We start from the raw sequence: 21,175 nt of genomic DNA on the forward strand, positions 1-21,175 counted from the left end.
AAATAAATAACAAGCATGCAAAGACACTTGAACAAATTATGAGTGCGGCTTTATTTGTTCAATTGAAAGCGCTTAAATTCCATTTGAACCCCGATGAAGGTGGTGAAGGCAATAATGACTGGCAAATCCGATCCACTTCTGCAAGTGGAAGCAATAACTAAGAAATTTTCAGGAAATCAAGTACTAAGAGGAGTCTCTTTATCCTTGGCTAGTGGAGAGGTCCATGCCATAGTTGGTGGAAATGGAGCTGGTAAATCCACTTTGATGAAAATAATTACCGGTTTATATAAAGCGGATAGCGGCAGGATTATCGTCAAAGGAAAAACGATACAATTTTCGTCCACACATGAAGCACATCAACATGGAATATACCTTGTGCCACAGGAACCTCTCATCTTTCCCAATATGACGGTTGAAGAGAACATTCTCATAGGTATCCCTGGGAAAAAAAACATATTGCAGAACAAAATCAAAGATCTTACTTCAAAGCTGGGTTGGAAGCTGAGCCTTCAAGAAACAGCTCTGTCATTATCCATTGCGGAGAAACAGTTGGTGGAGATCATTCGAGGGCTTGTCAGGGAGGCGGACATTTTAATTTTTGACGAACCTACCTCTACTCTTACATTTGGTGAAATCGACTCCCTTTTTTCCACAATCAATCATCTGAAACGAGATGGAATCGGAATATTCTACATCACTCATCGATTTGGAGAGATTTTCCAGATGGCAGATAAAATTTCCGTCTTGCGTGATGGAGTCATTTCCGCTCAAGGACATGTTAAAGAATTTACGTATGAAAAGCTTTTAGCCAGTTTACTGCCCGAAAATACGGGAGCTGAATTGATTGCAGGTGATTTCCATAGTTACGCAAAAGGGCAAAAGGCAACCAGCATATTGGAAGTCACCAACCTGACAGGACGAGGATTCGAAGATATTTCCCTCTCCCTTTCACCTGGAGAAATATTAGGAATTGCAGGAGTGGTTGGTGCTGGACGGACAGAACTTGCTGAGACCATTGCTGGAATATCCAAACCCTCAGGCGGTTCAATCAACTTAAATAATGAAGAGATCGGCAACTTACCCATAAGGAAAAGGATTGATAAAGGTTTAATCTATGTACCTGAGGACAGGCATAAACATGGCATCTTCTCTCTTACTTCTATTCAAAGCAATATATCCTCCACCATCCTTCATCGCCTCAGTAAAGTATTTTTGCCTTTTAGTAAAGAAAGCTCCCTTGCGTCGGATTATGTCTCGAAATTTCAAATAAAAGCTACTTCCACTCTTCAGCTTTTGGAAGACCTATCAGGTGGAAATCAGCAAAAAGTAGTGCTTTCAAGATGCCTTGCTGCCGATCCCAAAGTAATTATTTTCGATGAACCTACTCGTGGAATTGATGCCAATGCCAGAAAAGACATCTATCATATTATCCATCTATTAAGTCAGCAGGGGTTGGCAGTTCTTCTCATTTCGTCTGACATCGAAGAAATTGTCAGCCTTAGCGAAAGGGTCGTCATCCTCTATGAAGGAAAGCTTGTAAAGACCATGCAAAAAGAAGAGCTATCACCTGATACTATCGCTGCATATGCATTTGGAGTAAATAGTGAGGTGATTCATAAATGAGCCCTCTATTCTTGCGGATACTCAGGGCCAGGGAGATCTCAATAGTCTTATTATTATTTGTTTACGTCCTCTTTGTAAGCAGCATCAATACTGATTTTTTCTCCAGGGACTCATTTTCCCTGTTAATAAAAGCAAGTGTCATTCTCCTTGTTTTGGCAGTTGGCCAGGCTTTTGTGCTGTTCACCTCAAATATAGATGTATCGGTAGGATCCTCCATGGGATTGTCAGCAGCAGTATGCGGGGTTCTTTTAACTTCGGGTGTGGAACTTTGGATTGTTCTTCCTGTTGTACTTTTCGTGGGCTGTCTGGTTGGATTGGTGAATGGCATCGGGGTATCTTATCTGAAGGTTCCTTCGATCATTATGACACTTGGGATGCTTGGTGTAATCAGAGGAATCATGCTGATTTATACCAAAGGCATGTGGATTGAAAATATCCCGAACTACTATAAAAAGTTGGCAAATCTCAAGCTTATGGGAATCAACCTCTCTGTCTGGATTGTCCTACTACTGTTGGTGTTCGCGCATGTCTGGCTTACTAAATCTCGATTTGGCCGATACTTCTTTGCGGTTGGAGATAACAAGGACGGCGCGAGTCTTGTAGGTATTCCTGTACAGAAAGTAACCGTATTGGCATTCATTATTTCTGGGATATCTGCTGCCATAGCCGGTTTGATATTTGTTATGAATATCGGATTTGTTCCCAATCAAACCGGAACAGGCATAGAGCTGCAGGTTATTGCAGCTGCTGTTCTTGGTGGTGTCAGTTTAACCGGTGGGTTAGGAACCGTCCTTGGTGCTGGGCTTGGTGCACTCTTTCTGACAACCATTACAAATTCCTTAATCTATTTAAAAATACCTGCATACTGGAACAATGCCATTTTTGGCTTATTGCTTTTATTGATTGTCATTGGCGACTCGAAATTTCAATCTATCATTAAAAGTCAGAGCTTAAAAAAACGGGAACATCATAAAAGATTAGCAGACAAATCCATAATCAATGGGGGTGGTGATTCTGAAAAAGAGCTTAATGATCTTACGTAAATGGGAGGGCATTCTTCTCTTGCTCATACTAGTTGAATGTTTCTTGTTCGGAATGCTCTCTCCCGGTTTCCTGCAATTTAATAATCTTTTATATAGCATGAATGACTTTTCCTATATCGCGCTTGCTGCCATACCATTGACATTTGTCATAATTACTGGTGGCATCGACGTCTCTATCGGATCCATTATGGGTCTCACTTCCATCGTTCTTGGTGTCCTATGGATGAACGGAATCTCTATCTGGATTGCCCTCCTGTTGGCACTTTTCATTGCGGTCATTGCAGGCGGAATAAATGGAAGTTTAGTTGCTTTTTCAAATGTTCAGCCTTTGGTAGTAACGTTAGGCGGCATGTTTTTGTTTTCAGGAGTAGGTCTGGTGATCTCTGGTGGATCGAGTGCCTCAGGTTATGAAGGCATCAGCGGTTTTCCTTCCTCCTTTGTGGATATCGCCAACGGTCAATTCCTGAACCTGCCGAATCCGATCTGGCTGATTGTTGGAAGTGTTATATTCTTCGGGATTCTACTCCATTACACACGTTATGGAAGAAACGTGTTCCTGGTGGGGATCAACATAAAAGCTTCACGGTACAGTGGCATTCCTATCAAGTGGACGGTCATGAGTACGTATATGCTATCCGGCCTTGGAGGTGGTATCGGAGGAATCATCTTAACATCCTATTTCAGTTCCGCCAGATCGGATCTTGGTTCTGAAGCGGTCCTGCCTGTTATTACAGCGGTAGTTCTGGGAGGAACGAGCATTTTCGGCGGTAAAGGAAGTGTATTAGGAACAGCGATTGCTTGTATTTTCATCGGAATCATGCAATATGGTCTCCAGATGCTTGGGCTTTCGAGTTCATACATCAGTGTCGTGATAGGCACAATCTTGATTCTTGCTGTAATTTTGAAATACTCCAATTGGCATTCACTGAATCTTCTATTCACAAGCATCAGAAAAAATAAACATCTTCTAGAAAAGAAATAAGGGGGATATCACATGTCACGAATTAAATTAGTCGGTATATTCATTATTATTCTGGTTTTAGGCAGCTTCCTGATGGCGTGCAACAATGGGGAGAAAAGTAAAGATGATGTGAAGCTTGCCTTCATCCCTAAGCTGACAGGAGTAGGATTCTTCACATCCGGGGGGCAAGGTGCAAAAGAAATGGCAGATTCTCTGGAAGTGGAATTGAAATATGATGGTCCAAGTGAAGCGACTGTTGCAGGCCAGGTTCAATACATCAACAATTTCGTGAATCAGGGCTATGATGCCTTGATGATTTCTTCCGTCTCTGTTGATGGTCTGAGCCAGGCGTTAAAGAGAGCCAAGGATAAAGACGTGAAAATTTTGACATGGGATTCCGATGTGAATCCGGAGGATCGGTCCTTCTATATCAATCAAGGAACCCCGGAACAGCTGGCAGAATTGCTCATCAAAATGACTTCCGACCAGATTGGTGATACAGGAAAAGTGGCGTTCTTCTATTCCAGCCCAACCGTTACCGACCAAAATCAATGGGTAACGAAAGCGAAGGAAATCATTGCAGCAGACTATCCTGGCTGGGAAATTGTGACCACCCAGTTTGGAGAAAATGATGCTCAAAAATCATTATCCGTCGGGGAAAGCATTCTTCAAACCTATCAGGATATAGATGCCATCATCTGTCCAGACGCAACCGCCCTGCCTGCCATGGCTCAGGCAGCAGAGAATCTTGGTAAGGACGGCGAAGTTGTGATCACAGGTTTCTCTACACCAAATGTTATGAGAGACTATGTAAAGCGAGACACGGTCAAGCAATTCGGTCTGTGGGATGTGAAAAAGCAGGGTGCCTTAGCGGCTTATGTGGCCTATCTTATGACGGTTGAAGGAAAAGAGCTGAAGGTTGGAGACGAATTTGAAGTTCCGGATATCGGAAAAGTGAAAATTGAACCGAACTCCATCCAGGGGTATGACTATGAAGCGGAAGATAGCGGAATCATTCTTCTTCCTGAGCGTGTGGTATTTACGAAGGATAATATCGATGATTATGATTTCTAAATATTAATAAAAAAGGACGGATAGCGAATGGTTCGCAGCCGTCCTTTTTTGATGATTCACTCTTCTCTTAATTCTCCTATAAAATCTTCCCACTTATCCTTCTCATTCCCCAAATAATCTGATAAAACAGGACCGATTTCAAATTGAACAATTTGCTCAAACCATTTCTGTTCATCCTGCACTAGTTCTGCAGAAGTGCAGAAATAGCTATGACCAATCTGAAAGCAACCCTTTTTCTTCCTATGATTCTGTTTCAGTTTGTTATTAATCTGCGTCATCAACAGAACAAACTGTTCCACAAATGATGCGCTTAGCCCTCTATTTAAAAGGAAGGATTGAAATTTTACGGATCCAAAGGCAGGTTCCACCTTAATAGTGGCAAATCTCCTGCGAAACGTGGGATCCGTCGGGAATTCCGGACTTTGAGTACAGATAATATATACGTTTTTAGGGACAAAAAAGCTGGTCTCTTTCACATTTTTTGCAAGTGTTACTGCATACCTATGATGCCTTTTATCCGCCTCGATTAGAAAAAGTGCCTCCCCTAGCACATGAATGAAGTTTCCACGATGAATATCGTCAACAATGAAATAATAGTTATTTTCAGGATCATCAAATGCCTTTTGGCAAAACTGATAAAATATTCCTTCTTTGATGATATAGAGTCCTCTTTTGTTAGGTCTGGCTCCAAGCATTATATCTTCATATTGAAATTCTTCGTGAAAATGGATCATCACAATTTTATTATCATCCATACTTTTCATGTGAGCATACGCTAATCTTTTTGAAAGAAAGGTTTTTCCCACTCCCGGAGGCCCCTGAAGAATGATATTCTTTTTAGTATCCAGAGCGTCCAGTATGTCTATAGCTCTTTCTTCAGAAATGAATGCTTCTTCTAAGAACTCATCTAGTGTATAGTTTAGTGAGGCATTATTTAAGGATTTTACAGGCTGTAAGGTTTGAAATTTACGAGAGTTATCCTTATCAGTTGTTCTTTCAGATGTTTCATCCATTTTGTCCAAGACTTCCATCTCTTCTCTCTCCCCGTTTGCAATTGGACGGTAATCCTTTGAAAGCAAATCAAGGAGATACGTGACAAAATCTTCATATGAAGTAATTTTGGTTAAGGTTTTTGTAAATATAAAATGTCCTTTAACTTCCCAGCACCCTATTGCCAACCACTTCATTTTTCTAAATGACTTGAGTACGCTTTGCGAATCATGAAAGCAATAGTGTGAAGCGATGATGCCAAGTGCAATAATCCGATGCGGGCCACTTTTCACAAAGACAAAATCTCCTACTTGCATTTCGTGGCTAAATTGAAAATAAACTTGAGCATCGTATGTGCTAGTTTGTGGAATGTTTTTATTTGCCTTTAAGGCTTCTTCCATTTCCTTTTTGCTTTTGTATTGAAGAAAATCTCCTAAACCATGACTTTCCAAAAAGAGGATCGATTCTTTTCTTAATTGCTCCCACGGGAGGTATTCTTTATCCAAAGAAAACATCCAATAGTTTTTGGGTGTGGCGGCACTTTTCTTTTGTGCTGTTTCGATGGAATTCTTCAAGTTGAATTCTTCATAAACAAAATCCAAAAAGCAACCTACTTCATATAGGAGCGGTAATCCAGTTTGAGCGCCTACAATATCCTCATATTTTTCCATTATTCCACTATGAGAAATAGTATGTTGATAGGACATGAAATTTTTAGCGAAACTCCCCTTTTCCTCCTCCTTAGTAGACATCTCTTGAATGAGTTGCATGGCCTTTAAACGGGTAGGAGAAAAACTGCAATACGTTTCCGGAAAAATATGTGAGATAAGATCACATATGGCATTTGCCCCAAACCACTTCAATTTATATCTGTCATCCGTTATCAGCGCCTCCATGCGCTGCTCTAGAGAATCCTCACCAAATATAAGGTATAGTAAACTGGCCCTATACCGCTCCACTGGATTATGGAATAAGACCATCTCGTGGTAATATGGCAATTGAAAGGAAGGTAGAAATTCCTTTAGTTTTTGTATTTCCTTCAATTGCAGCGTCTCTAAAAATTCCTTGATGCTGAACTGCTTAAAAAATTGAAATCTTTTTTCAGCCTTGTGTACGTTTTCGAATTTGTCTCTAGTTGAATGCTGGAACAAAAATAGATATTTGTCAATTTGTGGGTTTTTTGATTTGATTTTAATTAGTTGGGGAGAGAGCCATAAGGTATGTAGCAGATTAAATTCTGTTTCCGTTAAAACGTACATTTCTTTATCCTTTATTTTAAAAAGCTCAAGATTCTTTACAACAGGTACTTGACTCAATTCATGTAGAAAAAGTACTTTTTCGGTTTCAACCATTCTCTTCTCTTCGATATGAAATGAAATCTTCCACTGTTCTTCTTCTAATACTGCATCTGCCGCAGCCTCTCCTAAACCTATGATTGCGTTGTTCCCAACTTCCCTCTTATCCGATTGAACAAAGAAAAATCTATCCCCTTTGAGTACTTTCATTGCGTGATAGGCTGATTGGATTGGCCACATAGTTGTATATTCTTTAAATGAGTCAAAATGGGAGGGGCTTCCCTGGAAGATCCAATACGCCATAAAATTCTCTCCTCAATAAATATAGTCTCTTCCTATAATTTATTAGAGTGAAAGTAAATCATTCGAAATAATTGAAGGGAACTAATTTTCCATTCATTGGCTTGCTTGAAACTGACTGTACATTTGTGGTCTTACTTTAAACTTAATATTGGTAATATGCATTATTATCATGTTATAGAAAAGAATAAGCAAAAACAAAAAGGGTGACTTCGTTATGACCAAAAATCAAATTGAAACCATAAGAAAATTGACTTCTCAACAAGAAGAGGTTTCAAATGGATGGATTGAATACTGGCAACAGTATTCTTCTTTGGAAACTTGGCAATTTTGGGTGAACCTATTATTTCTCTTGCTTCCCTTAATCATACTTTGGTTCAAAATTGATCGAAGTAAGGCATTTCATTTTGGTTTTTATGGTTTTGCAGTGCATATCATTTTTACCTATTTCGATACTGCACTGGTTAGGTATGGGTTATTGACGTATCCATATCAGGGAATTCCTTTCATTCCTGTCAATTTCGGCCTGGATGTTTCTTTGATTCCGGTTATTTTTATGCTTCTATATCAATGGACATTGAAGAATAAAAAGAATTATTATATATATTCCCTTTTATCATCAACGGTGCTAGCCTTTCTTTTTAAGCCGATTCTCTTATATTTTGATTTGATAATTTGGCATAAATGGGTCAACCCATTTTTTCTGTTTCTTTTCTATATTGTGATATTCTGTCTTGCCAAATGGTTGACCAACCTGTTTCTCTCCTTTGAAAAAAAATCCAGAAAAAAAGTTGACTCCAAATAGGAATCAACTTTTCATTTTCATGGGGATTTTTTTAAGTTTCTATGCTTACGATATATTTTATTAAAATGACAACGATCGCAAACTCCGTACTTAAAGTCCTTGGAAAGCTTTTCTCCGCAATTCCTGCATTGTTTGGTCAAAGTTTTTACATCCGTTTTTAATCGTTCATGTACCTCATCGCTGAAGCTTTCGCGGACGCGCTCCCAATAGGTCGCTTCCGTCCTCCTATCCAGGCGATAAAGAAACAAAAGATGCAGCCCAACCGCCTTATAGGATAGTTCTCCATCCTCCAGGCTACCTTTTCTCATAAATGGTTCTGGCAATTCCGTGCCATGTACGATTGCAAACATCGTTTCCTGCCACTGGTTCACCAATACCTGCTCTTTCGTTGAAAATGGGAGATGCAGAAATCCATAAAGATCATTGACTGAAAGACGGGCTTCAATTTCAGTATCTTTAATTGTTTCATATAAATACTGTTCTTCTGAAAGGGATGCTTTCTCAGTGCCTTCCGGACTTTCGAATTTCTCCCATAATTCAAAGAATGTGCCTAGCCTTCTGGAATATTTCTGAAATCTCTCCAAAACGGAACTTGTTGGAGCAACTGCAAAGGTGTGAACCTCTTGATCTTTTTTTTCAAGAAGCTGAGCCATTGCAGGGATATCATTCGTAAAAGCCACTTTCCCGATATCGTAGAGGCCTTTTCTTCCTGCCCTCCCTGCTATCTGTTTCACTTCCTGTGAAGTTAGACGCCTTCTTCTTATACCATCAAATTTATCATTTTGAAGAAAAACAATTCTTCTGATCGGCAGGTTCAGTCCCATCCCGATTGCGTCTGTTGCAATGATGACAGATGTTTCCCCTTTTATGAAGTTTTGCATCTGCTTTTTCCTTGTCTCTGGTGGCATGCTTCCATATATCATACTGACGGAAAAACCTCTTTGCTGAAGTGCTGATGCGGTTTCCAACACTTTTTTTCGGGAAAAGCAAACAAGGGCATCTCCTTTCTTCGCATCAGACAGAGTGAAAATCCTGGACTCCACCTGCAGCGGAGTATCCCGACTATAACGGTGGACTTCCACATCAACTTCCCCCAGAAGCTGTAGGATCATGGATTGCATGTTATAGCTGCCAATGATATGGACTTCCTTGGCATTAGCTTTAGTTATGGCCTTATACCAGGAGAAACCACGGTCCTTGTCTGCTATCATTTGAGCTTCGTCAATCACTACCACTTCATAAAAATCCTTTTCGTGAAACATTTCAACCGTGGAAGAGATGTGGCTGGCTCCCGGTTCAATTTTTTCCTCTTCTCCTGTCTTCAGTGAACATGGAATCCCGCCTGCATTCAGGACGTCATATACTTCGAGAGCCAGGAGACGGAGCGGAGCAAGATATAAACCACTTTCCGCTTCCTGCATTTTTTTAAGTGCCTGGTATGTTTTCCCTGTATTTGTTTCTCCGACGTGAAGAATATAACGGATGTCCCTGTCTGCCGAAGGGATATATTCCCTGCCGAAAATATCGTCTAGCATCCGTTCTTCTTCTTGTTTTTTTCGCTCGATTTCCGCCAGTTCTGCTGCCTTTCTTTGCTCACGTTCCAGAACGTCGTGTTCATAAATGCTCTGATGGACTGCCTTTTCGTAAGGAATAGGCACTAATGCCAGCAAATCAGAAACATATTCCTCCTGTACTTCTTCCATATAGCTATGAATGATTAAATGAAGGGCATTTGCCAACATCTTTCTGAGCTTTGATGGATTAACTCTCTCGCCCATTACATCTTCATATCTTTTTAAAATTTCTGTATCCAACACTTTCAGGACCTTTTCAGGAATAACTCCGAACAGGAAATCCGTTATCCGCTTTTCATATTTAAAATAATACGTTTCATATTCGAAATAGCGTTCTCCGTAATGGTAGGTTTTGTGTACAGCTCCGGTCAGCTCTGTGAAAAAGGAAGCGACTGTGGAATAATCCTTCGGGTTGAAGGGTCCTGCCTCCAATAACAGCTCCTCGAGCTTATACGTATCAACCTCCTCAAACTTAATAGCTTCATGTAAATCGGTATCAAGTTTATCGGCAACAAAATTCCTTACAATCAGGTAGTATTCATGCTGGCTTTTTTCCACTATTTGATGGGCTTGGAGTTCCAAGGCATTGACAACCTCTTCCCGCTCAGACTGTGCCCGCTTTTCTTTGATCCTTTGTTCAAAAAGGGTCCTTGCCTTCTTATATTGCTGTTCCCAAGCCAGGGAGTTATCCTTTTCCAACCCTCTTACCCATTCCAGGGCCGCAAAAGGCTGGTATTCACGCATTTCATTACGAAACAGCTGGTTAATAAGCTTTCTGTCTACCCCTTCCACCTCATAGCCGCGTTCACTTAGGAAAGCCTTTTTTTCTTTTCTGGCCACATCATTTGTCACCTTATTCAACCAGACATTTATCCAAATTTGTTGAATATAATGGCCTCGTTCTTCTAAATACTCCTGAAATGTCGGCAGTTCTTCTTTTGTTTCCAAAAATTGCTGAATGTCTTCCTGAATTTTATATTTTGTTTGATCTACAGCTATCGGATACAAGATATTTAATTGATTCATTGGAAGTCTCCCTTCTTGGCCAAGTATTTCAGAGACTGCATGTTAGTCTATGTCAAGTTCTTGGATGATATTTTCAATAGGTATGGCAAGTCCGAATCTTTGATTGTTCTTTATTTTTTCTATACTGGCATAGACGACCCCAATCACCTCACCATCCTCATTAATCACGGGACTTCCACTATTGCCGGATTGAATGGGAGCATCTAAAAGTAGAACCGGTTTAGGAAGGCTACTATGGTATAATCCTGCAGTCTCCCCTTCCATCACAATGAAAGAATGGGCAAGGGGATTTCCGATGATATAGATATGTTTGCCAACCTCTTCCTGATCGGTTGATCTATATAAATCTAAAGTAGGAAGGCTGTCACCTTTTATTTCCAGTAGGGCAAAATCATATTCCGGGTAGTCAGAGATAACGTCTGCTGAAAAAGGTTGGCCATCAGGGAAAGTTACCATGATCGAATCCATCTCTTCAACAACATGAGAATTTGTAAGGATTCTTCCAGATGGATCGATGTTGAAACCTGTTCCTTTAATTCCATTACCGTTTATCGAAACGACAGCCTTTTTCCATTCTTCTATCCTAATATCATTTGATAATTCCTTTGATTTTAATAAAAATTGTATGGATGGGAGGTTAAATAGCTTCGGGAATATTCCCCAGACATTAACGGACAAAACCAGGATAATGATCAGACTTACAAGTTTAATCATTTTTTTCTTTTTCTTTGATGTTTCTTCTTTTCTTCTGATATCATCCTCATTCACTAAAAAATCTTCTAGAGGTGGTTCCTCAAAATCCTGATTTCTCTTTATGTAATCCTCTTCTTCCTCTCTTTTCATCTAATCACCCTCTTCCACGCTTAATTGGCTATGACTCAAACTATGCCAAATACAATATATTAAATATACACTTTTTTTGAAGTTAATTTAAGGAAAAACATTGTTGACAATATATCCAACAGAGCATATAATTTATCTTGAAGTTATAAATCTTGAATTAAAGATAATTAAAACCAAGGGAAATTAGGAGGAATAATTAATGGCAAAAACAAATTGGAATGTAGACAAAGCACACAGTTCAGTGGATTTTTCTGTGAAACACATGATGTTCGCAACAGTAAAGGGGGCTTTTCAGGAATTTGACGCGACAATTGTAGCGGATCCTACAGATTTAACAACAGGGGATATAGAGTTTACGATAGATGTAGCGAGCATTGATACTCGCAACGATGACCGCGACGCTCACTTGCGTTCAGCAGACTTCTTTGACGTTGAAAACCACCCGAAAATGACATTCAAATCAACAAACATCGAAAAAACGGATGACAATGAATATAATATTACAGGCGAATTGACCCTTCGCGGTACAACAAAACCTGAAACCTTTGCTGTGACCTTTGAGGGTACCGGATTAGATCCTTGGGGAAATGAAAAAGCAGGATTTGCTGTTTCAGGCAAACTCAAGCGCAGTGATTATGGCCTAACATGGAATGCACCACTAGAAGCTGGCGGCGTACTTGTTGGGGACCAAATTAAAGTGGAACTTCAACTTCAAGCTGCTAAAGGCTAATTAATAGGACAATGGATAGAATAGGCTGCAAAATGCTGCTTATTCTATCCATTTTTATATTTTTACTCTTTTTCCAGAAGTGCTTTGATTTTTTTCAAATCTTTATTATTGGCTTTTCTCATCATAGAAGCCATTAAAGGTGCCAGGAGTTTTGAAAAACCTGAAGGTACTCCTCTATTACGCAAAGTCATTGTGGTTAAATCTGCACCTTTGGTTTCCCATTTATATGTTGTCTCCATAGGAAATGGACCTTCTGATGTTTTCATCACCAGCTTTTCCCCTTTAGTAAACTCTACTATTTCATAAATGTATGCAAGCTCTCTCCCAAGAAAGTTAGCTTTAAAAGCAACCAATGATCCTATTTTCAAGGGCTTTGGAGATTTCCACTCCACAGACTGAATATTGTCATACCATATTGGAGCATTGTCTGGGTCGGTTGCATATTCGGCAACTTTGTTCAAAGGAGCATGTATATCAATTTCAGTTATTACATCGACCATTAGTGAATCCTCCTAATGTTTCTTTACTATATGATGGCATAATAAAGAATGCTTGTCATCTCCAGAATCCTATTACCAATAAGATAATCGAATGATTCAATTCGTAATAAAGAAGTTAAAGTAGATGTAAAAGTAACGTGAGGTATGTATTATTACAATTTAGGAGTTCACCCACCTAAAGCATACGAATGGGGTAGCTTAAAAAGAAATACTGGCGAATCTCCAACAGTTCACTCTTACACAAAACCCTTGGGACCTCCTATTGAAGTTCCCAAGGGCACAAAGTCTATATGCAAGATATCCAAGTCTACGTCATTTTTAATTGGACCGCCGTTTACCAAACGGGACGTATGGTGGTGTGAGAGGTCGGGGGTTAGTCATCCCTGACTACTCGATTATTCATATCAGATTGCCTTCAACATAATGGTTTCCGCATTCTCCAATTTCTCGATCATTTGTAACCATGCCTGTGGCTTATTTGGTAATACAGTATAGTAACGTTTTAGAAATGCCACAATTAAATCAGCTTCCAATGTTTCATTGTTTGCAGTCATAGTTAAGAAACACAGATCCAGTCCTTCGACAGCCTCTCCATCATTGTTCCATGAAGGATGAACGTAACTGAAGTCCAACCGCCTATAGCCAAGGTGAGATAATACCTCCCTCCGTACATAAGGGTTCATGGATCTTACCCCACCAAATTCATAGGAGTCCACCTTGTAAGGGTCGTATATTTCCGCAAACATGCCACGGAGATCCTTTCCATTGTTTTTTGCTAATGTTTGTAGATCCTGCGCACGATTGTGGGCTAAAAATGCCCCTATTCCAAGTCCGTCTTTCCCGATAATTGTAAAATCGGTCATAGCTACGTTGAAATCCTCATAATAACGGTATTCTGTAGCTCCAAGTACTTGATTATTTTCCACTGCGACAAATACTCGGATTCCAGGGTCCTCCAGCGGTTCCTTCCATAGATGGAAATCCAATACCTCTTCACCAGGAAACACCCGCTGCATTAACTGATGCATCTGTTTAAATAAGGGATCTTCAATACTGGTTATTCTAACGTACTCCATTTTCTCTCTACTCCCAACACTCAAAATTATTTTTAAAAGGGTTTTTCCATTCCATTAATGCTCCATAATTGTGGGAATCTTCATCTTCAAGGTAGTTTTCTACAACCCTTACTGGTGAGCGGCCACAACGCAATAGGAAAGTAATGACAGGATCTTTTACTTCTCCCTTTATTACTGCATCCAGATATTGTTGTGCTGACATTTCATCAGCGTGTTTATGATAACCGGGCATTCTACCGCCACCTAGTAAGCGATCCACACCTAGTTGAATCACGACTTCATACATGGAAAGCATGAGCCATTTTCCAAGACCCAGTTTTCGATAGGCTGGACTGACACTGATATCTACAACATATATGGTGTTTCCATCCGGATTATGAGTGCGGATATAGCCATTGTCTGTTATTTCTTCCCATGTATGATTCGGGCTGTCAGGGTCATAATCTACAAGTAGTCCTGTCATTGATCCTGCAATGTTACCATCTATTTCCACACATAATGCTCCTTCTGGAAACAAAGTGATATGATTACGAAGCTGTTCCTTGTTCCACCACAAATCAGATGGGAACGGTGGTGGAAAACTTTCCTGCTGGACGCGAATCAGATTGGAAAAGTCCTTCTCTTCGTAGTTTCGAATAATGGCCTTTACTGGTTTATCTTGATCAAAGACAAAAAACTCTTTTCGATACAACAATATCCCTCCTATAAAGATAAGGCTAAATTTTTCTTATTGTTTTCCCAATCAGGATAAAGGTCGGTACGGCGGTCTCTCCAAGTGGTGACGGAGCCCTCTTCACGAACCTGGTAAAGAAGTTCCAAATCCAGGTCTGCAGTGACAATCATATCCTGATTGATTTCTCCCTCGACCAGTAATCCTTTAGGGGGAAATGGAATATCATTCGGTGTGATGACTGCAGCTTGGCCGTAATTTTCTCTCATGAAATCTACTGACGGGAGTGAACCTACTGTACCAGTTGTGACGACATATACCTGATTTTCGATGGTGCGTGCATGGCTGGAATAGCGAACTCGATGGAATCCATGCTGATCATCCGTACAGGATGGACAGAATATAATATCTGCACCTTCAGCCTTTGCCATTCGGACTATCTCAGGAAACTCTATGTCATAGCAGGTTAACATCGCAATGGTCCCTTTGTCTGTTTCGAACACCTCCAACCCTTCGCCAGGTGACATATTCCATTCTTTTACTTCAGTAGGTGTCATATGGAGTTTTGCTTGTTCTTCTACTCTTCCATCCGGATAAAATAGATGGGCTATATTGTAAAGTTTACTATTTTTTCTAACCACATGGGTACCACCAATGATATGAAGCTCATATTCTGTAGCCAAGTTAATAAATAAATTTCGATAGGATTCCGTAAAACCTGGCAGATCGTCAATGGTTAACGCAATTCCGCTTTCATCACCTATCGACATTAATTGTGTGGTGAAAAATTCAGGAAAAAGGACAAAATCAGCATTATATTCCTGAGCTGTCTTAACATAATGACGCACCTGATCTTCAAATTCCTGAAAAGATCTGATTGTCTTCAATTGATATTGAACCGCTGATACTCTTAATTTCATATCGCATCCCCTCTCTAGCATCATTTATATGATAAATTTCATTTTTTTGTAGTAAGCTATGATGTTTCAAATGATATTATTAATTATTATTTAAAAATTAACAAGTACGCACATTAAATATACATAGTGTAAAAAAGTATACTGATTGTGTAGTCGCACATAACAAACATAATCTGGACAAAAAACTATTGATTCATATGCAATGATTACTAAATCGATTCATTTTTGAAACTCTTACGGTGACAGGAATCTGATGCGAGGATATAATATATTGGGTAAAAGTACAAACTTGTACTTAACTATATTCTGTTCAAAGGATTGTTACTAATTCTTAAAGAACTTGAAAGGTAATCAAAAGAGGTGGAAAAAATGAAGATTGCAATAATACTTGTAATAATCATTGGGGTTGCATCCCTGTTTGTCACACTTGCTTTGGCAGGGAAGAATGATGAAAACTACAGTGGATCAACCAAAGGAAACATATTTCGCTTAACATGGATATATGTAGTACTTGCAGTGGTGCTTTTAGGAGGAATTGCATTATATTTAAATATATAGGTATTAAAATGAGCAGGGAGATGTACTTGCTGCTTTTTTCTTTTTCACTTTGTTCAAGTATAAAAGCCCTCCCTATTGTCAAGCTTTGACTTTGGGGAGAGCTTTCTAATGAAACTAATAATTATTATTGTGAAACTCTAAGTGCTTCATAGAACCGTTTTGTCATTTCGACTGTATAGGTGCTTCCCCTCGGTTCCTTCGCTTCGACACCTTCTATCATCATGGCAGTAAGCATGGTAGGGTCCTGCTGGTCATAGGAGACAAACCATCCATTTTCCGTGCCGGTTGTTCCCTGTTCCATTTTTATTTCGGCGGTACCGGTTTTTCCGGCTATTTCCCTACCCGAAATATTAGCTTTCTGTGAGCTGCCTTCTGAGACGATCTTGCGAAGACTCGTTTGCAGCAGCTTTGCTTGTTCTTCGGTTACTATCTTATCTTTCCAGACCTTTTCCGATTCTTCCTCCAATAAAAGCGGCTGCATCATGTTACCGTTATTGATGACACCACCATAGATGCTTGCTAAATGGACGATGTTCAGAAGAAATTCCCCTTGGCCATATGCAGTATCCGCCAAAAGAATTTCCTCATCTAGCGCTCCAGAGTTGGAAATCTGGGATTTTACAGTTGGATAGGTGAATGGAAGAGCTTCACCGACTCCTAATTTTTCTAGGCCTTCCTGAAATTTCTCGGGACCCATCTCAAGCCCTACTCTTGCAAAATAAATGTTATCAGAGAATTTCAAGGCACTTTCCAAATCTACTTTTGTTTCGTTCTCATAGTATCTGACGACTTTGTAATTTCCCCAGGATTCATCCTTTTTCCATTCCTTCGAATTGATTTCGTATGCCAGGGTAGGGTCCAATGTACCGTTTGCCAATCCAATGACAGAAGTTAACAGTTTCATGGTGGAGCCTGGTGAATACGTGTAGGAAAAGCGGTTTATTGTCGGTTGTTCTCGGTTGTTTTCAAGTGATTGCCTCTGTTCAGTAGAGAGACCCAATACATAATCATTGGGGTTGAATGTAGGCAAGCTGACAAGGCTTCTTACTTTTCCAGTGCTTGGATCGAGCACAGCTGCAGTTCCTTTTTCTTCTTTTAACGTTTCAAAAAGTGTCTGCTGCATATTGCCGTTAATTGTCAATTGAATGGTCTCCCCGTTCTGAGAAGCAGTTTCAACTATATCAACGGTGCTACCATCCTCTTTTTCCAAGTAGATTTTCTGCCCGTTCTGTGATCTAAGACGTTCTTCTAGCAATTGCTCAAGGCCGCGCTTCCCGACTTTGTCACCAGGTGCATAACCTTCAAGCTGCTCCAAATCTTCTGCAGTCACTTCCCCGATATAGCCAATCAAGTGCGCAGCCGCTTCTCCATATGGATAAATTCTTTCTTTCACTCTTGTTACGGTTACACCAGCTATCTCATCCGCCTTCCTTACAACTTCTTCATCTTCAAGAAGGAATTTCTTTACTGGCATGTCGTAGTCTGGCTGTGCCCAGCTTAGGGTGTATTGTGATTTGATGTATGCTTCATCCATGTTGATTATTCCGGCCAAAAGGGATAAAGATTTCTCTTCTTCAAATTGACCAGGAACCACGCCTACCTGGAACACTTCTCCATTGAGTGCCATCGGATTCCCTTCGCTATCAAGAATCTCCCCTCTTTCGGCAGTAGTGGAATCTATGCGTACCTTGTCGGTCAATTCGAGATCCGGCAGTATAAAACTTGGGTCCCATTGAATGGTCCAGGTGTCTTCTTCCTCTTCCTTGAAGACCTTTTCCATCACAAAATCCTTTTCATACTCGACCTTTCCAGCGAAGGTATCAAAGGAGAGCTTCCCAGGGATGGTAACGGAGTTTTCCTCTTCCCACGTTTGTTCCTTATCCAGAACTTCTATGGTCAGATTATCAATCTCCAGATCTCCGTAAAGCTTCTCATACCTTTCCAAAAAAACGTCATAAGTGAAAGTCTCTTTAGTAGAAGCGGTTAAATATGTATCATACATTTTTTGATAATCAGCTTCTTTCCATGTAACAATGTATTCATCCAACACATCATATGGGCTGACCTTTTTCTCCTCCTGGCATCCGCTTAGCAGTAACACAAAGGACAAGGCAAAAATTACTTTTTTCAAATCCGTTTCCTCCTCAGCTGTATCCCATAAATATCTAATCTAGGAAAATATGTTATATTCTAAGGATACAGGAATTACCACTTTAGTTAAAGTCAAAAGAAAAAGCCTAGATAGAATCTAAGCTTTCATGTCCAAAGTATCAACTTTCAATTAAATTTCCTTCAGCAGGTATCGGATTTTCTTTTAGTATCCGAGCAAAATGAACTAAATTGTAAGCCATCGTTTTCGCATGTTGCATTGTAAAGTCATTTTTATACCCTTCCGCTTCTATATATGAAGCACCAGGTCCTGCCTCACCAACCCAGTATGTATCTACATTTGGCGGGATGGTAAACCCGCAATGGGTAAGGCCGTAGAGTACAGAGCTTGCCGCATGTTTGGCACCATCCTCGTTTCCTGTCACAACCACACCAGCTACCTTATTGTAGTAAACACTTTGACCCTTTTCATTTGTCAGACTGCTTCCTCCATAAATCCGTTCCATCGCCAGTGTTGTGATGCTGCTTTTTTCCCCTATCCAAAGAGGTGTACCAATCACTAGAATATCGGCTGTTTTGATTTTTTCTAGAATTAAAGGCCATTCATCCCCTTCCCCCTCATCCTCGGATATTCCGAATTTAATATTGTAGTCAGCTAATCTTATTGTTTCGGACTGAACATTCTCCTTTTCAAAATGAGTGATTACTTCGTTCATCAAGCTTTCAGTGTTTGAAGTTTCCTCTCTCGTTTTAAGGCTCCCATTTAGAAACAGTGCTTTTATAGTCATAGCCATCCTCCAATTCATATCGTTTATCTATTTATTTACCCTATTTAATAGATTATTAACGAAAAAAAGGGATCCCCCAATGCCTGGTGATTTTAGGCAAGGGGTATCCCTCTAGAAATTATAGTTCTTTATCATTAATCCCATCCAAGTATACCTCAATTCCCTGAATGACGGAATTGACACAACCTTCTTCGAACGGTGAAATTAATTTTGCTTCTTTTACAAGGTCTGTAAAGGATTTGCTGCCACCTTGCTTGCATAGATGCAAATAATCCTCCCACGCCGCCGTATGGTCTTCCTGTGCTTTTTTCCAGAACTGTAACGCACATATTTGAGCCAACGTATAGTCGATATAGTAGAAAGGAGATCGATAGATATGACCTTGCTGGTGCCAGAACCCTCCCTCTTCCAAGAATTCATTTCCGTCATAGTCAATATGAGGAAGGTACTTTTTCTCGATTTCACGCCAAGCTTTATTGCGTTCCTTTGGAGTTGCTTCCGGATTCGCATATACATAGTGCTGAAATTCATCCACAGCTACTCCGTATGGAATAAAAAGAACGGCCTCACTTAGATGAGAAAACTTATACTTGTCGGTATCCTCCTCGAAGAAAAGATTCATCCATGGCCATGCAAAAAACTCCATGCTCATTGAGTGGATTTCACAAGCTTCCAATGTTGGGAACCCATACTCAGGCACGGCAAATCCACGGCTTTCAAACACTTGGAAGGCATGACCCACTTCATGCTTCAATACACGTACATCTCCCTTTGTCCCATTGAAATTTGCGAAAATATACGGAGACTTGAATTTGCTTATGTACGTACAATATCCACCGCCCGCTTTTCCTTTTTTGCTGAGTAGATCCATCAGTTCGTTGCTCAGCATAAAGTTATAGAATTCATTTGTTTCAGGGGACATCTCTTTGTACATTTGAATTCCCTGCTTGACGATCCATTCTGCGTCACCTTTTGGATCGGGGTTTCCTGATTTGAAACTGAAACTATTATCATAGTATTTCAGAGAGTCCACACCAATCCGTTCCTTCTGCTTGTTCATAAGTTTAGTAGCCAAAGGTACGATATATTCCTTTACTTGGTCACGGAATTTTTTTACCATTTCAGCATTGTAATCCGTTCTGCTAAGTCGTGCATAGGCAAGATCAGTAAAAGATTCAAAGCCCAGTTTTTTTGCTATCCTGGTTCTGACCTTCACGAGGCTATCATACAGCGTATCCAATGTATCAGCATTCTCGCTAAAAAATCGGTATTTAGCTTCATTGGATTTTTTGCGGACTTTCCTGTCTTTTGATTGGAGATAGGGTGCAAGCTGAGATAGGTTTCTCTCTTCACCTTCGATTTGAATTTTCGCAGACGCAAGTAACTTTACATACTCACTCACCAGCTTATTTTCTTCCTGAAGGTCCCCAAGGACTTCAGGTGAAAAAGTCTTCAATGCACTGTCTGCAAGTGAAAATAGCTGACTTCCCCATTTTTCCTCAAGCTCGTTCCGATACTGGGATATGGTAAGCGCTTCATAATATTTTGTAATCAGCCCTTTATAGGAAGGACCTGCTACATCGAAATAATTTTTTTCTTCTTGATAAAATTCATCATTCGTATCAACCGTATGACGGATCTGCACAAGCTGTCTCATGGATTCGAACTCAGAGCGCAACTCATTAATTTCCGCCATCACCTGATCCTGCACATTGAAGGATTCAGCCGACCGAAATTTCTCCAAAAGTTCATTAAAGTCTTTTTCGACCACTGCCATATCTGGTCGTTGATAGTGATATTCTTGGAATTGCATGTTAAAACTCCCCCTTTTATCGTTGTGTCTCTAATTATTTCGACAAAAGATGCGGGTAACCCTTTTGATTTCTCGAATTAATTTCGAAAAGCGAAACAAAAAGCAGTGTGTGGGTGGGACTTTTTCATGTGTAAAGAAAGGAGATGAAGTTCAAAACCCTGGTGTGTGGTTTTGAGACCGCCATTCCCGCAATTCCTCCCAATCGCGGTCTCAAAGTGGAGTTTTGAGACCACCATTCCCGCAAATCCACTCAATCGCGGTCTCAAAGTGGAGTTTTGAGACCGCCATTCCCGCAATTCCACTCAATCGCGGTCTCAAAGTGGAGTTTTGAGACCCCCATTCCCGCAAATCCGATTAAGTCCATATAATTGTGTAAAATGAAAGAGTCATTTTATTCACTCTTGGCAACACTGTTTTCAACCACGATAAACAATGAAAAGAGGAATAAAGATGACTCAATTACAGTTTAACCTTAAT

At 40.1% G+C, this 21,175-nt stretch carries 17 protein-coding genes; 7 read left to right on the forward strand and 10 right to left on the reverse strand.

What is annotated here, in order from left to right; translation table 11 throughout:
• The first annotated feature begins 114 nt into the window (after nt 1-114).
• The 4 genes from ACQCT5_RS12475 to lsrB are packed head-to-tail and all read left to right on the forward strand — an operon-like array spanning nt 115 to nt 4,701.
• Nucleotides 115-1,623, forward strand: a complete 1,509-nt coding sequence (locus ACQCT5_RS12475; protein ID WP_499642344.1) for a sugar ABC transporter ATP-binding protein — start codon at nt 115-117, stop codon at nt 1,621-1,623.
• Nucleotides 1,620-2,666 carry an ABC transporter permease gene (locus ACQCT5_RS12480; RefSeq protein WP_499642345.1) on the forward strand — a complete coding sequence of 349 codons (1,047 nt, stop codon included), beginning with the start codon at nt 1,620-1,622 and terminating at the stop codon, nt 2,664-2,666. The genes ACQCT5_RS12475 and ACQCT5_RS12480 overlap by 4 nt, the downstream gene beginning before the upstream one ends.
• Nucleotides 2,653-3,648, forward strand: a complete 996-nt coding sequence (locus ACQCT5_RS12485) for an ABC transporter permease (protein ID WP_499642346.1) — start codon at nt 2,653-2,655, stop codon at nt 3,646-3,648. The genes ACQCT5_RS12480 and ACQCT5_RS12485 overlap by 14 nt, the downstream gene beginning before the upstream one ends.
• 12 nt (nt 3,649-3,660) lie before the next feature.
• The gene (gene lsrB, locus ACQCT5_RS12490; RefSeq protein WP_499642347.1) at nt 3,661-4,701 is read left to right on the forward strand and encodes an autoinducer 2 ABC transporter substrate-binding protein LsrB; all 1,041 of its coding nucleotides are present in this window, start codon (nt 3,661-3,663) and stop codon (nt 4,699-4,701) included.
• Between the two features lie 56 nt (nt 4,702-4,757).
• On the opposite strand, the gene ACQCT5_RS12495 is transcribed toward lsrB, so the two are convergent.
• Nucleotides 4,758-7,289, reverse strand: coding sequence for a DUF8426 domain-containing protein (locus ACQCT5_RS12495; RefSeq protein WP_499642348.1), 2,532 nt, complete (start codon nt 7,287-7,289; stop codon nt 4,758-4,760).
• A 214-nt stretch (nt 7,290-7,503) separates the two neighbouring features.
• Between ACQCT5_RS12495 and ACQCT5_RS12500 the strand changes: the two genes are divergently transcribed.
• Nucleotides 7,504-8,091 (forward strand): CBO0543 family protein, encoded by a 588-nt coding sequence (locus ACQCT5_RS12500; protein WP_499642349.1) that lies wholly within the window; start codon nt 7,504-7,506, stop codon nt 8,089-8,091.
• Between the two features lie 17 nt (nt 8,092-8,108).
• Here the strand turns inward: ACQCT5_RS12500 and ACQCT5_RS12505 are convergent, their stop codons facing one another.
• Complete coding sequence (locus tag ACQCT5_RS12505) at nt 8,109-10,691, reverse strand: helicase-related protein (RefSeq protein WP_499642350.1); 2,583 nt, start codon at nt 10,689-10,691, stop codon at nt 8,109-8,111.
• Between the two features lie 42 nt (nt 10,692-10,733).
• The gene (locus ACQCT5_RS12510) at nt 10,734-11,534 is read right to left on the reverse strand and encodes a S1C family serine protease (protein WP_499642351.1); all 801 of its coding nucleotides are present in this window, start codon (nt 11,532-11,534) and stop codon (nt 10,734-10,736) included.
• A gap of 199 nt (nt 11,535-11,733) precedes the next feature.
• Between ACQCT5_RS12510 and ACQCT5_RS12515 the strand changes: the two genes are divergently transcribed.
• On the forward strand, nt 11,734-12,264 hold the full coding sequence (locus tag ACQCT5_RS12515; RefSeq protein ID WP_499642352.1) for a YceI family protein: 531 nt from the start codon (nt 11,734-11,736) through the stop codon (nt 12,262-12,264).
• Nucleotides 12,265-12,326: 62 nt separating this feature from the next.
• Here the strand turns inward: ACQCT5_RS12515 and ACQCT5_RS12520 are convergent, their stop codons facing one another.
• The 4 genes from ACQCT5_RS12520 to ACQCT5_RS12535 all read right to left on the reverse strand — a co-directional run bounded on the left by ACQCT5_RS12520 (nt 12,327) and on the right by ACQCT5_RS12535 (nt 15,430).
• Nucleotides 12,327-12,764: an SRPBCC family protein gene (locus tag ACQCT5_RS12520; protein ID WP_499642353.1), complete on the reverse strand. Its 438-nt coding sequence runs from the start codon at nt 12,762-12,764 to the stop codon at nt 12,327-12,329.
• 404 nt (nt 12,765-13,168) lie between these two features.
• Complete coding sequence (locus ACQCT5_RS12525; protein WP_499642354.1) at nt 13,169-13,840, reverse strand: GNAT family N-acetyltransferase; 672 nt, start codon at nt 13,838-13,840, stop codon at nt 13,169-13,171.
• A 7-nt stretch (nt 13,841-13,847) separates the two neighbouring features.
• The gene (locus ACQCT5_RS12530) at nt 13,848-14,531 is read right to left on the reverse strand and encodes a GNAT family N-acetyltransferase (RefSeq protein WP_499642355.1); all 684 of its coding nucleotides are present in this window, start codon (nt 14,529-14,531) and stop codon (nt 13,848-13,850) included.
• Between the two features lie 11 nt (nt 14,532-14,542).
• On the reverse strand, nt 14,543-15,430 hold the full coding sequence (locus tag ACQCT5_RS12535) for a carbon-nitrogen hydrolase family protein (protein WP_499642356.1): 888 nt from the start codon (nt 15,428-15,430) through the stop codon (nt 14,543-14,545).
• A gap of 369 nt (nt 15,431-15,799) precedes the next feature.
• Here ACQCT5_RS12535 and ACQCT5_RS12540 point away from each other — a divergent pair, with 369 nt between their 5' ends.
• Nucleotides 15,800-15,988: a hypothetical protein gene (locus ACQCT5_RS12540; RefSeq protein WP_499642357.1), complete on the forward strand. Its 189-nt coding sequence runs from the start codon at nt 15,800-15,802 to the stop codon at nt 15,986-15,988.
• A gap of 124 nt (nt 15,989-16,112) precedes the next feature.
• Here the strand turns inward: ACQCT5_RS12540 and ACQCT5_RS12545 are convergent, their stop codons facing one another.
• From ACQCT5_RS12545 to ACQCT5_RS12555, 3 genes are all read right to left on the reverse strand, one after another.
• Nucleotides 16,113-18,119, reverse strand: coding sequence for a penicillin-binding transpeptidase domain-containing protein (locus ACQCT5_RS12545; RefSeq protein WP_499642358.1), 2,007 nt, complete (start codon nt 18,117-18,119; stop codon nt 16,113-16,115).
• Nucleotides 18,120-18,258: 139 nt separating this feature from the next.
• The gene (locus tag ACQCT5_RS12550) at nt 18,259-18,885 is read right to left on the reverse strand and encodes a flavodoxin family protein (RefSeq protein WP_499642359.1); all 627 of its coding nucleotides are present in this window, start codon (nt 18,883-18,885) and stop codon (nt 18,259-18,261) included.
• Between the two features lie 118 nt (nt 18,886-19,003).
• On the reverse strand, nt 19,004-20,698 hold the full coding sequence (locus ACQCT5_RS12555) for a M3 family oligoendopeptidase (protein ID WP_499642360.1): 1,695 nt from the start codon (nt 20,696-20,698) through the stop codon (nt 19,004-19,006).
• Nucleotides 20,699-21,175 lie beyond the last annotated feature (477 nt).

The organism is Sutcliffiella halmapala, from assembly GCF_050107295.1.
Taxonomy (GTDB): Bacteria; Bacillota; Bacilli; order Bacillales; family Bacillaceae_I; genus Sutcliffiella_A; species Sutcliffiella_A halmapala_A.